A 14,396-nucleotide genomic window follows, 5' to 3' on the forward strand; every position below is an offset into this window, starting at 1 on the left:
TACAATAAAACGATTAAAAAATGTGTCATTATAGGAAAAACAATCAGATAAGTACTTTCTAAAACATAATATAAAAGGAGATAAAATGAACGGCTTATGGAATCCTTCTACAGACTTAAACAGTGTAATTTATAAGTTTAATTATAATACTTATTGATTAAATTTTAATTTTATTTCTACGCAAACATTCTATTCACTTTACTCTAGAGGTCTCAATGAATAGCAAAACAATAAAATCTCTAACCCGTTCTTTTATCGTTATTGGTTCGATCTGTCCAGCTTTAGGCCTGTTAAGTATTGAGACTACATTTGCCCAAGAGATTGTGAATCAAGACTATAAACCGGGTAATCCGATTTATGATAAATGGGACCAATTTTATAAAATTGAGAAAACTCAACCTGAAAATGCTGAGAAGTTATTATTAGAACTTGGAGAGATGACACCACAAGATATTAAAGTCTGGAAAAGTCTAACTTATTTACAGATTAGGATGGGGAAACAAGAAGCAGCTTTACAAAGTTTAAGAAAAGCAGAGGCACTAGATCCAGCAGATGATAATTTAAAACTCCAAGAAGCTTATCTACTAAATTCTCAAAAAAATAATAAAGAGGCGTTGGTAGTTTTTAAAGAGCTTACCCAATCTAAAGACGCTGATATTGCGACTAAAGCGACACAGGCTGTAAAAAATCTAAGTGGAGGAGAGGTCAAAACTTATTTCCGTGATGTGTATTTTGCCCCTTCATATGAGTCACGTTATGACGATGTAATTTTCCCACTTAAAGCCCGTTATGGTAAGAACCTCGATAATGGTCGAGCACAGGTGTATGGCTTTTTAAATTTAAACCGCGATACTCAATCTCAGGGCGGAGTACGACCTGAAATTATTGATGAAAATGCAGTAACTCTAGGTGTAGGCGCTAATTATCAACCTTGGACTTCTATACCTGTGCGCATGTATTTAGAAGTGGGGGGAAGCTACGATCTGATTGATCGAAATAGAGATAAGTTTCGTGAAAGTGTTGTCGGTGGGGTGACAGGTTATCAAGAGTGGTATTCTCAAAGTAGTTGTAATCAGTCACTTTGTTTTAATGATTACTTCACTGATTTATATGGCAATGCAGCAACTTATTCTAGAGAAGATTATAACGTTATTGGTGATTTGAGATTACGCACGGGTTTGAATGTCTATAAAGGAGAAGCGGGCACTGTACAGGCTTATTTGAAATTGCATGGTTTAGCTGATACTAAAGATGAATATTACAATAATTTATTTGAATATGGTCCAGGTATTTCATGGCAGCCTTTTAATTATCAACCTATAAAATTACGTGTAGAACGATTATATGGCAATTACTTTAAAGATGTGCCAGTAAATACGAAAGATCATTACAACAATACCCGAGTAGAACTCGTTTTTTATAAGGATTTTTAATAATTAAGGGTTTTTACTGTTTGATTCGATGTATGGTGGTAGGAATACCACCATAAGTGAGACGGTACCATAAGCTCACAATATTAACGCACCAGCGGCTCATGTAATGAGGACCATCAAAAATATAAACAGTTTTGCCTTCATATGCTTTTAGCTGAGAAATAATTTCCCAAGGATATGCGGCTCTAAATTGCCCATTCTTTTTTACCCTAAAAGCTTCTAACACTATAATTACTTTGTCTTTTCCAAGTTTATGTTCAAGTTGTTCCAAAATATGTTTGGCTTGTTTAGGTGAGCGAACACCAACACCAACGCCATCTTGAAAAAAAACTCCAGTATGGTCAGGTAGCCAGCTTTTAACCCACAAATCATAATTTTCAGGCTCACTTTCGCCACTATAAATACTCACCCAGACTGGTGAAGGAAGTTTCGATAGCACCTGACCTAAAGCACTGACTCGTAGCCAAGTTGGATCAGCTTCTACTGGAAAGTAATAACCTTTAGGTGCTATTTCTTGTTCTTTTATAATTTGGGTAGATTTTTCACCTAACTCAATAACATTAGCTCGAGCTTTAGGTTCATTATATTCACCTGCCAGGCCCAATATAACGTTTTTTGCCCATGGCTCTTGTTTAATTTTTTCTAAATTAATTGCTTTTTCCCATTGAGGAAAATTTGATTCTTTCCACCACGATTTAGATTCAACCACAGACCATTGAGGAACAAATGTATCGACACCCAAGTAGTGCCAATTCCCCTCAGGTGGCGTTGTATTATTGTCGGGCTGCCAGAAAATTCCTTCAATATGAGGGGCTTGACCTTGATGTTTGAAAAGCCCCGCATATACGACAACACTACATATAATTAAAATAATAAATGCAGCTATTTTAATTGGTATCTGTTTTTTCATTATTTCGTCTTAACCAGTACCACAAGAAGATAATTATTATCATAATTGCAGAGATAATCACAACTAGTAAGAAGAAAGAAGATTGTTGGACTAGAGGTGCCTTTTGATTTCCGACAATGAGTTTTTGTAAAACATAGATATTCCCATTTTCTGAAACCAGCATTTTTGTCACGTTGTTTGGAATTTTATGCTGTATCTTTTCCCAAAGATGCATGAAAGCTTGTGCACCGCCTTGTGAGTCAGTAATCACATCAAAGCGATTATTGTTATAACTGACAATGAAACCATTTTGGGCCGCAGGTGCATAAATAATATCCTGATGCATTAATACCTGTTGTTGATAAATATCTTTATTTACGCGCACATTTATAGATTGAGGTGCACTAGGCAAATAACGAACTAGGTTGAGAGGCATTGGTGCTTGGGTTAAAAGCATTTTTTTCGCTGTTTGACCTAATACAATCGCGATATTTAATGCACCAGATTGATCATCAATCGCAATAGTCGGAGTCGTTGCTAAAGTCATTGAAATTGCAGCTACGCCATTTTTGAGTTTATGAGGTAGCTTTACAGTAGACTTGGCTGTATCAATCCAGAGCGAACCATGAGCAGTGGGTAAACACTGTGAATTAGCAATGACTGAGTTCTCTAGCTTTAGACTAAAATTTGTCGTATTAGAAATGGTTTTTGCAAAAATATTGAACTGACGGTTTACTGGATCGGAAGCAAGATCCGCTGTTTTCATACTTCCTGCAAGCCCACCATCAATCCAAGCCGTAATATTAGAACCTTCTAATAGACCACTTTGGATACGAAGTGCAATTTGTCCTTGTAAAATATCGGTTGGTTGCCATACCGAAGGAAAATCAAGATATAAGTTTTTTTCAGCATGATTTAATCTGAAATCTTCAATACCTAAATCGGCAAGTGTATTAATTTTTTTAAATTGAGCCCAAGTGGGATTGGATATCGTATTTGGAAAAATTGCGTTTCCTGTACTCAATTGTTGTACATAAGAAGGATTAATTAGTCCATTTATTGCACTCGTTAAATCTTGTTGGGAATGGTAAGTAATCGATAGAGTAGGCACACCGTCTACAGGTTTCGTGATTTGTACTAATGCTCCGCCTTTTAATGGCGTCGGTGAGCGAATCACTTCAATAATAAAGTTGGTTTCAGGATTTAAATTGATTTGTCCTGAATCGACCCATTCAACAGGGGTTATTGAGGTCCATGAACTTGCTAATCTAGCGAGCATGGACGCTTCTATAATCTCTTTACGGTTATATTTTAAAATGCCAACAAATGGGGTGGGCCTTCTCGCTTGTGGGTTATATAAAGCATCTGGTAAATCTTTTAACCGGTATTCATTGCGAATAGGTGTAAAGTCGATTTGGGAATTACTTAAATAAGTTAAGTGATCAATATCTTCTGTACAGAATGTTTGTTTGGTTTGATTCAGCGTAGTGGGTTTCGCATATTGTTGAATAATAAAATCTAAACGATGAAAGCCACTCTGACTTACCGGGATGTCAAATTTGAGTTGCCCATCACCACTTAGCGTGGTGTTATAAATGAGTTTATCATCATATTTTACGAGTAAAGTTGTATCACTTTCCGTTGAGTAATCACTTGAAAATTGAATGTTTTGCCACTGAGCACCTTTGCCAATATAGAAAAAATGAGGCTCCACCGTATATTTAGTTGAGGTACTAATATCATCTAATTTCCATGTGTAGGCATGAGTAGACATGGCGAGCATAAGACTGGTGCTGGCAAGGAGCACTTGAGCTGTTTTATAAATATCAAAAGTCTTTTTCATTTATTTTTTCTCCTTGCTACGTTCCGTTTTATACCATTGAAGGGAATTACCCTGAATTTTATTTTTAAGCATGTCATATGCGGCTTTAAATACAATAAAAAGAAAGATTTGTGAGTAACTTACATAAGATATAACAGAGTAAAAGTAGAGTTCTGGTTTGACTTTTTCGAGTGAAAGGGTAAACCACATTTGTGCAACATATAGGCAAAATGAGAGCCCCCACAAAGTGGTAAATGGCCCTGGAACTGAAATACCTGCAATATCCAGTAACCCGAGAGTTAAAGTGATATGACTCCAGAATAAAGCGGGTACAAAAAGTATGTAGCACATAATGTTATTTAGAATTTCAATTCCGATAGGAAAAGGCGTTCTTAATGCTACGGGTAAATATTTACGAGTTACATAAAAGTTACCCTGAGTCCAACGTGAGCGCTGTTTAACAAATACACTTAAAGAGGGTGGATCTTGTTGCCAACCAATCGCATAGGGTACCCATTTAATTCGTTTTTGGCCGATAAAAATCCTAAAACTCATTTCTGTATCATCAACCAATGACTTTTCATCAAAGCCACCTAAGGTTTCTAAAGCATCACGCCAAATGACATAGTTTGTACCCATTAATGTGGATAATTCAAAACGTTGCCAACGACCGCCTTGGAAAATCCATTGGAAAAAAATAAATTCGATTGCGATAAATCGGGTCAAAATACTGTCTTGCCAATTACGCGTTCTTACTTTTCCATTAACGGCTACTAATTTTTTATCGGCAAGCAGGGTTTGAGCGAGCAAGCGAACACAATCGGGTTCAGGCGTACTATCTGCATCATAGACAACAATCAATTCGCCTCTAGCATGAGGTAAGCCATTATTAAGTGTTCTAGATTTACCTTTGCCGCCCATGCCTTTAGGAACATTGACAATCTTTATACAAGGATAAATTTGTGCCAAATTCTCAGCAATTTCTAGTGTGTTATCCTTTGACCCATCATTAATCAGTAACACTTCATATGCTTCGGCTGGATAATCTTGTTGAGCAATTGCATGCAAAGTATCTTCAATCACAACGCCTTCATTATAGGCAGGGATTAAGACACTCAAAACGGGCCATCTCTCTGGTATAGGAAGGTTTTGTAGCTCTTTTTCTGCTGTCTTTGAATATTTCCAAGCTTGATAACTTAGCCACGCCCAAAATGCCTGTGGAATCCAAATTCCCAAAAAGCCAAATAAGAAAAGAATATCAATTGGAGCCATTTTTTCGGACCCTCCTGATAATAGACGAGATAAGTAACAACAATAAAATTAGTCCGACTACCAGTGAAAACCAAGAAATATAGCTGCCAAATGTACCGAGAAGGTTTGGATAATTACTCGTTAAAATAAGATCAAGTGGAACTACAACCGTACTTAATGCAATGAAAATGTAGCCAATCAGGCTCGTCTCTACTTCTTCAGGCGTACTTACATAATTAATCTTATTAAACCTCCAAGAAATGCCGAGTTGAGGGTATCGAATATTTGTTACCGATAGATCTGTAGGAGGATTAACAATAATTTCATAACCCGAAATATGGCCATTAAAACTTTTAACTGAATAAAATAAGTGCTGTTTTTGCTTAATTTCTCTAGAAGGTAGAGGAAGCTGTGACGGATTAAATTGAATGAGATAACTACCCGCAGGTTGTGAAATTAAATTTTCATCCCAACCTTTGCTTACAAAAGCAGCCAGTGGCCGTAAGCCAATTGCAGTCGAAAATGTCGCTTTGGCTGCAAAATATTGAGGTTGCTCAGGTTTAAAAAGTGCAATCGGAATAGCACCTTGGCTGACTGCTTCTTTGAGTAAGAAATAATGAGAAAAGCTGAAAACTTCATCCGGTAATATAATGCCGGGCTTTATTCCTTTATGAATTAGCTGTTGGAAACTATCTGAACTGATTTGGTCAATTGTAAAAACAGGCCACCATGTATCTTGATAGGGGAAAAACATGGAAAGGTCATCTGTACTTTGAACTTCTGTTTTAGTTTGTTCTGCTTTAATTTCACAATGATAATATTGCTGATAAAACTGTTGTAACGTGGCATCAGGATACTGGCTAGATGCAATAATAATTCCACAGATATTAAAGAGATTAGACATTAAGTCATCTCCTCTTCAGGTGGAATTTGAATAATTTTGTATTCTACTTCAAGCCGCAAGGTCATAATTTCTTTTAGCTTTTTAATGAAATCGGGATCTTCATCCGTTTTTTGCTTGCGAATTACAATACTGTATATATTTTCAAGATCATCATCAGCAAACTGGAAAACAATTTCTTGTGGATGATGTTGGCTTAAAATTTTGATCATCTCATTTTGTGTGGTTTTCCAGACATCATCGCCTAACATTTCTTTAATTAAGCTTCGGTTGAGAATTCTAATTTCAAAGACTTCATAGTCTTGTATGTGATGATGATCAAGAAGCTTAAAGAAGCTACGTTGAAAATATTTGAGTGCGCTGAGTGGGAAAATATCACGGCGATAATTCCGGTCATAACTTTGAATATCGCGATATTTTTGAACATTAATTTCAATATTGTGGCGTATAGCACTGAGAAAAAGTGGAATGAGGGGAATAATAAAAAGTAAAAGGAGCTGCCTCTCAATATGTGTCTGAGCTCCTAAATCGAGTAAGAAATATACTGCAACGCCTACGAACGCAATTAAACCAACAATTAAAGATGCACCGACTTGTAAAAAAGCCCCAGAAATTAAAAGAATAAGAATAAAGATCCAGCTTCCTCTAAAACTTACAGGCAACCACTCATAAGCCACTATGCCCATAAATAGATGAGCTGCGATAATCCATAAGACGAGTGTTCTTCCAGGGTTCTTTTGTTGCTGTTGCATGCGAGCTATGGCTACCTTCTTGTAATGTTAATTTTTATACTTTTATTACTAAATGTGAGACATTGCGAAGTTATTGTTGTTTATGGCCTTTTTAAGTAGCTATTATGGTTATTTGTAGATCAAAGTCACTGTTTAGTCAAATATTGTTATTATGTTTTAATTAAAAATAAACAGATAAGACGTAACTCTTATCTAAATACTCTTGAAAGTTTCAATAGCCTTAAGGCGTGTTGCCTTTAAATCAACTATTGATTTTGGATACTTTAACTGCATATTCGTTCTGGTCGAGTAGGGCTCATGAATAGCTTTATTGTCTAAATGAGCTAATTCTTTAACCCATTGACGAATATAATCTCCATTTGGATCAAATTTCTTTGATTGAGTAATAGGATTAAAAATTCTAAAGTAAGGTACAGCATCTGTTCCCGTAGAAGCGCACCATTGCCAACCTCCATTATTTGCTGCTAAATCACCATCGATTAAATGCTCCATAAACCATTGTTCACCTATTCTCCAATCGATAAGCAAATTTTTACATAAAAACATGGCAGTAATCATGCGAACCCGGTTATGCATCCATCCCGTTTTTAAAAGTTGACGCATTCCAGCATCAATAATCGGTATACCCGTCTGGCCAGTTTGCCATGCGGTAAGGTGCTCTGGATTGTGATTCCACTTAATTTTCTGAGTATCCTTTTTAAATGGAATGTGTTTAGAAACATGGGGAAAATCAAATAAAATATGCTGATAAAATTCTCGCCAAAGCAGTTCATCTAACCAAGTCTGCTGGCCTTCATTTGTCAAATGAAAGTTGCCATGTTCAACCCTTAAAAGAGCTTGTAAACATTGACGAATAGATAAAACTCCGATGTTCAGATAAGGGGAAAGTTGGCTAGTACCTTTTACATTTGGAAAGTCACGTTCTAATTTATAATCAGATAAATGATCTTTAATAAATACATCGAGCTGCTCTAGTGCAAAATCTTCTCCAACTGGCCATAAATCATCTTGCTCTTTAGGATCAGATGAGTCAAAAAACGCTTTGATATCTTCTAAAGTTAAGCTGGTTATTTCTGAAAAAGAAGTGGGGTAGTCATTTTGCTTTTCAGGAATTGGATAGCATTGAGGTAAACCACTGATATTCAATTTTGAATAACAGGCCTTTTTGAATGCACCGAAAACCTGATAGGGCTGTTGTGACTGATTGCGAATCGAGCGTAAAGGAAAAATCGTACGGTCATGGAATAAAAAGAGCTCTTTACCTTGCTGATTTAAAACTTCTTGTACAGTTTTATCTCTTTTTAATTCATTAACACCGATTTCTATATTTGAATAGACATTTTCAATATTAAGTTGAGTGCTAAGTTCACCAATATAATGAGCGATATCTTTCCAAAAAGGAATGACTTGGATAATAAGGGGAATATTAAGTTGTTCTAGTTCTTTTTTGAGCTGTTGAAGTTGACGCAAATAGAAATTAATTTTTATAGGTGCATCGTGATGAATTTTCCATTGTTCAGGCGATAAAATAATTAATCCAATACAAGGTCCTTGTTGAGAGGCATGCCATAAAGCAGCATGGTCTCGAACTCTCAAATCTTGACGAAACCAAATTAGCTGATTTACGTTTGACATGAAAATTGACCCTTATAGAGTGAGATGAGTTAAAGAATTAGTATCAAAATATTATATAAAAATAAAGACATAAAAAAAGCAAAGCCGAAGCTTTGCTCTTATCATCTTTAAAGATGAATTAGTGGTGATGACCACCAGCACCGTGTACGTGACCGTGATCTAATTCTTCTTGAGAAGCATCACGGATTTCTACGATTTCAACTTCAAAAGTTAAATCTTGACCAGCAAGTGGGAAGTTAGCATCAACAACAACGTTGTCGCCTTCAACCGCTTTAACAGTAACGATCTGTACGCCGTCATCTGTTTGAGCTTGGAATTGCATACCAGGTTGAATGTTCTCAACACCTTGGAACATTTGAGCTGGAACTTCTTGAACTAGGTCTGGGTTGTATTCGCCATAACCTTCAGCAGCTGGAACGTTAACAGTGAATTTTTCACCAACAGTTTTACCTGTTAATGCATTTTCTAAACCAGGAATGATATTGCCTGCACCGTGCAAATAGGCAAGTGGTTCACCTTGAGATTGATCAAGTGTTTCACCCTCAGCGTTTGTTAATTTGTAGTGGAATGAAACCACGTGGTTATTTGCAATAGCAGTCATGTTTTTGATCCATTCAATCAATTGAAGCGTACATCATAAAGTGAAAAATAAATTTTGTAGACTACAAAATCTTAATCTTTGGCACTTTTTCTGATGCGTTTTTATATAAATAGGGACGAACTTAAAAAATTCAACTTAATACAGCTTAATTTTTGGACGTACACGTCTTGTAAGTAAATCTTTCATTGTGAGTAGTCCAGCTTGAGTATATCCGTGAATCGTTGCTTGATGTAAACGATATAAAGAGACATACATCGTTTTCGCAATATAGCCTTGCACGCTTACGTCCCCGAGTAATTCTCCAACGGCTTTATGACGACTTAAAGACACGAGAGAACCTTTTTCATTAAAGGTAAACATAGGTTGTGATCGGCCATTTAGTCGAGCAGCCATAGCATCGACTAAGAAGCTTGCTTGTTGGCTTGCAACTTGAGCACGTGGGCCAAGTGGAGGATGTCTTGCATCAAGTTGGCAATGAGCACAATCACCAAACGCAAATACATTTGGGTCGGAATAGGTTTGCAACGTTGCATAGACCATTAAACGGTTAATGTTATCGCGTTTAAAGTCTGTAAAACTTTCTAGTACTTTAGGTGCTTTTACGCCTGCTGCCCAAACGGTAATATCACTTTTGAGTTGGTTGCCATTACTAAAGTAGATGCAATGCTCATCAATTTTTTCAACACGGTGTTGAGTTAAAATTTCAACCCCCATTTTTTTGAGTTGCCCAGCACTGTGTTCAGCAGTTTTATCACTTAAAGCAGGTAAAATACGTTCAGAAGCTTCAATCAGTGTGATTTTGACTTGGTTTGGATGAATCTTCTTTAAACCATATCGATAAAAGTTTTTGGTTGTTTCAATTAACTCAGCTGCCAGCTCTACGCCTGTTGCTCCAGCACCAACAATTCCAATATTTAAGGTTCGCTGATTAGGTTGATTTTGCGCTTCAATATAAAGATGTAATAAATCTTGCTGGAAAATATCGGCTTGTTTTCTGCTATCGAGGAAGTGGCAGTTTTCACGCACACCTGTTGTATTAAAGTCATTTGATACTGAACCAAGTGCTAAAATAAGTGTGTCATAACTTAGCTCTTGCGAATGAATCTGTTGATCCTTAGACACTTGAGGGGCAATTAACTCAATTAATTTTTTATCTTTATTGATTCCAACTAATGTTCCGAGCACAAATTCATAATGATGTTTTTCTGAGTGCGCAAAATAGTTAGTTTGTTCTTCGTGAGGATTTAAAGAGCCAGCAGCAATTTCGTGAAGCAAAGGTTTCCAAATATGGGTAAGGTTTTGGTCAACCAGTGTAATCTTCGCTTTATGGTTTTTCCCAAAAGTTTCACCGAGTTGTGTCGCCAGTTCTAAACCACCAGCGCCACCACCAACAATGACAATATGATGTAAATTTTGGGTCATTTTTTCCACCTAATTATTTTTCTATAAAAAAAGATGGCTGAATTATGCCATCTTTTATTTATAAAATTTATTGTGCGTCTGTGCACAATTTGATGTTTTTAGTGCGAATCTACAGGGTAGAGTTTTGCCGCGCTATGTTCACTTGATGAAAAAATAGAGAAGAGGCTAGAAAACCACATTGCGATTTTTTGGAAAATATTGGCTTCTTCAATATGTACGTTATCTTCGATTTGAAGACTACGGATCAGTTGATTATTTTGATAAATTGATACTGTTGCCAAACTTACAACTTTCATTAATGGTGCAGTTAATTGTTTTTCGTTGAGCTCAATGTTTACACGAGTTTGGGTCGTTTCGAGCGGTGCAATAATCTTTGGTTGCATGTTGCTGTCGAGAACTTGGACGCGTTGAGTCACATTGTCGAAATTATTTAAGTCAATTGGTGCTGGGTCTGCATATAAAGAAGTCGTTACAATGGTCGGTTGCTTCGTTTCAACCTTAAACATTTTTAAAGTCGATTTTACAACAGGTAGCTCTGCAATTAATTTTTGCTCAGGAATAATCACTTCATCACGTGTATAGGCATAAGCAAGATTCATTAACTTATCTGCAATCTCAGCGCGTTTTACTGCACTTGGCGTACCTAAAACAATGACCAATAAACGTCTTTGAGTTAAGTCAGATGAGAATGAAGGACGTGAAGCTGTTAAAGCCAAGTTATAACCTGCTGCTTTGGTATATCCCGTTTTTAAGCCATCTACAGATGGATCATATTTCAAAGCAAGGTTAGTCGCGTGGTGGAAACGTTGGTTATAGCTAAAGCTTGGCATTTTTGAATAATGTAAATATTCAGGGGTCTGCTTAATTACAGCCTGACTTAATAAACTAAGGTCGTGTGCTGTAGTGAAATGATCAGGCATCGTGATTCCGGCAGGATTACTAAAATGAGTATCCTTCATACCCAAAGCTTGAGCTTCCTGATTCATACGTTGTACAAAGCGTGGAACATCACCAGAAATTTTTTCAGCTAAAGTCACGGCTGCATCATTAGCAGACATCACAATTAAACCTGCCAATAACTGATCAACTGAAATTTGTTCACCAGCTTTAAGATACATTTGTGATTCATCCCATTGCACAACACTAACCACTGGAGTCGCAGTAATGATTTCTTCTTTTTTCAGTTTGCCGGCTTTAATCTCTTTTAAGGCAATGTAGGCAACCATCATTTTGGTTAAAGATGCTGGTGCACGTTGTACATGGCTATTATGCTCAGCAATAATTTGACCCGATTGAGTATCTACAATAGTCCATGCAGCAGCTTCAACACTTTCAGGTGCAATATTGAGTAATGCAGCATTGGTTAGAGTAGTACAGAAAATACTAAAGAGGGTAAAAAGAGATAGAAAAAATTTCACGGATGACCTTAACTTTCACTGGCAAATACGGGACACAGATGCACAGCATGCTATGCCTTTTTTTCATGGAAGGCTAGTGGGAATTGTTGCCAAAAAATACATCTACGCAAGACGATACAAAAAAGTGATAATCTAATGTGAAGCCGTTCTTATTTTAAATTGAAGAATTTATGTTGCATTATCAAATTGAGTTCGATGATTACAAACAACACCTTGTTCACGTGACAATTCGTTTTTTAGCCAACCCGAATCAGGAACTTTGGTTACCAACGTGGATTCCGGGTAGTTATCTAATTCGAGAGTTCTCAAAACATATTGAATCCGTTAAAGCTTATGATGAAGCTGGTCGTTTGCTGGATATTAAAAAAACGAGCAAGAATCGCTGGCGTTTATTTAATACTGATCATGAATTAATGACGATTGAATATGATGTATATGCATATGATTTGTCTGTCCGTGGTGCGTATGTAGACCAGACTCGTCTATATATCAATCCAGCATGCGTATGTTTAGCTTTAGAGGGGCAGGAGCAGTCTGCTTGTGAAGTCGAAGTTTTCTTGCCAGATGAATTAAAACATTTTCAGTTAGCAACAGGCTTAGCTTCAAAGAGTTTAGTTAAAGGTCGATTTACTTTAAAAGCCGATCATTATGATCAATTGATTGATAGCCCGTTTGAATTGGCTGATCAAACACGCTTTAGTTTTGAAACCCATGGCATTGAACATGAGTTCGTAATTTCTGGTTCGCATAATACGAATATTGATCGTCTAAAAGCCGATATTGAAAAAATTTGTGCAGCTGAGATAAACATGTTCGGTTCAGCACCATTTAAAAACTATACCTTTATGACTATGGCAACAGGGAATAGTTATGGTGGGTTAGAACATTGTAATAGTACAAGTTTGATCACACCACGTGACGATTTGCCAAAGTCGAATGAACCAACTGAACCTTCTAAAGATTATCAACGCTTTTTAGGCTTATGTAGTCATGAATATTTTCATTCATGGTTAGTCAAGTTCATTCGCCCAGAAAACTTTGCAAACTATAATTTGCATCAAGAAGGCTATACTTCTTTACTTTGGATATTTGAAGGCTTTACTTCATATTATGATGACTTGATTTTATTACGTAGCGGCGTGATTTCACAGAAGTCTTATCTTGATTTACTCAAAGCACAAATTGACCGTTATTTGCAAAATCCTGGCCGTTTTGTTCAAACAGTTGCAGAGTCAAGTTTTGACGCGTGGATTAAATTTTATCGTCAAGATGAAAACTCGAATAATGCGGGCACCAGTTACTACAATAAAGGTTCGTTAGTTGCGTTATGTCTAGATTTAGGTTTACGTCTACGTGGTTCTAGTCTTGATGCCTTAATGCGTCGGTTATATGAAAACACTCAAAATGGTATGCAAGTAAATGAAAGAACCATTTTTGATTTATGTAAAGAACTGACGGGTGATAGCTGGATTGAACAAATTAATCATTTGATTAATACCACTGATGAGTTACCACTTGATCAATTGTTCCCTGAGTTTGGCTTAAGTTATAGAGTTAAAACTGACAAATCTTTGCCCCTAGGTTTAAAACTTGTTGATAAGCCAGAAGGTGTACTCGTACAAAGTGCTCGTCGTGATGGCGCAGCAGCTAAAGCAGGTATTTCTGCTAATGATGTAATTATTGCAATTGATGGGTTAAAAACGACCACTAAACTTGTTGAGAAGTATGCAAAGCAGGGTGGTACTTATACAGTGTTCGCTTTCCGCCGCGATGAGTTACTATCTTTTGACGTTGAGTGTGCTACATCTGATTTAACTGAAGTTGAACTTGTCATTGAAGATCAGGCCAAAACCGAAAAATGGTTAAAAGCTTAAATAATAGTTAAATAGTTTATAAAAAACCGATGTTTTGCACATCGGTTTTTCTTTTTTTAATGGTATTAAGAAATAGTAAGACGCGTTATCTTTGAGTTTGTTTTGAATGAAAAGTATAATAATTGTCAGAACTCTGAAAGATATCTCATGTAATTTAAGACTGTTCTATACCTAGAAGGTTGGTAAAGCTGTGTGTATTACTCTAAGTTAGGTATAAGAATATTATTAATAGATTTAAATTATGTATTATTTCACTGCGAAATGTCGTTATCACTGGATATTTCGTTGACTGGAAGACAATGAGAGCCGATACTCTCAGGGTTTTATTTAAGCATATCGGTTCGTAGGCACTGGGCCACAAGCTCGGTCCTCAACACTCAATCAAACGGAAGGGGCTA

11 protein-coding genes are annotated in these 14,396 nt (G+C 36.5%); 2 read left to right on the forward strand and 9 right to left on the reverse strand.

Features of this window, described 5'->3' with window-relative positions; genetic code table 11:
* Positions 1-215: 215 nt before the first annotated feature.
* Positions 216-1,433: a tetratricopeptide repeat protein gene (locus HLV59_RS04775; RefSeq protein ID WP_216606756.1), complete on the forward strand. Its 1,218-nt coding sequence runs from the start codon at positions 216-218 to the stop codon at positions 1,431-1,433.
* A 13-nt stretch (positions 1,434-1,446) separates the two neighbouring features.
* On the opposite strand, the gene HLV59_RS04780 is transcribed toward HLV59_RS04775, so the two are convergent.
* The 9 genes from HLV59_RS04780 to HLV59_RS04820 form a co-directional block, all read right to left on the reverse strand.
* On the reverse strand, positions 1,447-2,343 hold the full coding sequence (locus tag HLV59_RS04780) for an alpha-amylase family protein (RefSeq protein ID WP_171429435.1): 897 nt from the start codon (positions 2,341-2,343) through the stop codon (positions 1,447-1,449).
* The gene (locus tag HLV59_RS04785; protein WP_171429436.1) at positions 2,321-4,165 is read right to left on the reverse strand and encodes a hypothetical protein; all 1,845 of its coding nucleotides are present in this window, start codon (positions 4,163-4,165) and stop codon (positions 2,321-2,323) included. Before HLV59_RS04785 ends, HLV59_RS04780 begins: the two co-directional genes overlap by 23 nt.
* Positions 4,166-5,416: a glycosyltransferase family 2 protein gene (locus tag HLV59_RS04790; protein ID WP_016146089.1), complete on the reverse strand. Its 1,251-nt coding sequence runs from the start codon at positions 5,414-5,416 to the stop codon at positions 4,166-4,168.
* Complete coding sequence (locus HLV59_RS04795; protein WP_062850007.1) at positions 5,403-6,299, reverse strand: hypothetical protein; 897 nt, start codon at positions 6,297-6,299, stop codon at positions 5,403-5,405. Before HLV59_RS04795 ends, HLV59_RS04790 begins: the two co-directional genes overlap by 14 nt.
* Complete coding sequence (locus HLV59_RS04800) at positions 6,299-7,048, reverse strand: hypothetical protein (protein WP_081173051.1); 750 nt, start codon at positions 7,046-7,048, stop codon at positions 6,299-6,301. Before HLV59_RS04800 ends, HLV59_RS04795 begins: the two co-directional genes overlap by 1 nt.
* A gap of 192 nt (positions 7,049-7,240) precedes the next feature.
* Positions 7,241-8,683: a cryptochrome/photolyase family protein gene (locus tag HLV59_RS04805; RefSeq protein WP_171429437.1), complete on the reverse strand. Its 1,443-nt coding sequence runs from the start codon at positions 8,681-8,683 to the stop codon at positions 7,241-7,243.
* A 118-nt stretch (positions 8,684-8,801) separates the two neighbouring features.
* Positions 8,802-9,284, reverse strand: a complete 483-nt coding sequence (locus HLV59_RS04810) for an FKBP-type peptidyl-prolyl cis-trans isomerase (RefSeq protein ID WP_002118581.1) — start codon at positions 9,282-9,284, stop codon at positions 8,802-8,804.
* Between the two features lie 135 nt (positions 9,285-9,419).
* Positions 9,420-10,706 carry an NAD(P)/FAD-dependent oxidoreductase gene (locus HLV59_RS04815; protein ID WP_171429438.1) on the reverse strand — a complete coding sequence of 429 codons (1,287 nt, stop codon included), beginning with the start codon at positions 10,704-10,706 and terminating at the stop codon, positions 9,420-9,422.
* 98 nt (positions 10,707-10,804) lie between these two features.
* The gene (locus tag HLV59_RS04820) at positions 10,805-12,124 is read right to left on the reverse strand and encodes a D-alanyl-D-alanine carboxypeptidase PBP6B (RefSeq protein WP_061875473.1); all 1,320 of its coding nucleotides are present in this window, start codon (positions 12,122-12,124) and stop codon (positions 10,805-10,807) included.
* A gap of 170 nt (positions 12,125-12,294) precedes the next feature.
* On the opposite strand from HLV59_RS04820, the gene HLV59_RS04825 reads away from it, so the two are divergent.
* Complete coding sequence (locus HLV59_RS04825; protein ID WP_081173057.1) at positions 12,295-13,998, forward strand: M61 family metallopeptidase; 1,704 nt, start codon at positions 12,295-12,297, stop codon at positions 13,996-13,998.
* Positions 13,999-14,396 lie beyond the last annotated feature (398 nt).

This window comes from Acinetobacter lactucae (genome assembly GCF_013122135.1).
Lineage (GTDB): Bacteria > Pseudomonadota > Gammaproteobacteria > Pseudomonadales > Moraxellaceae > Acinetobacter > Acinetobacter lactucae.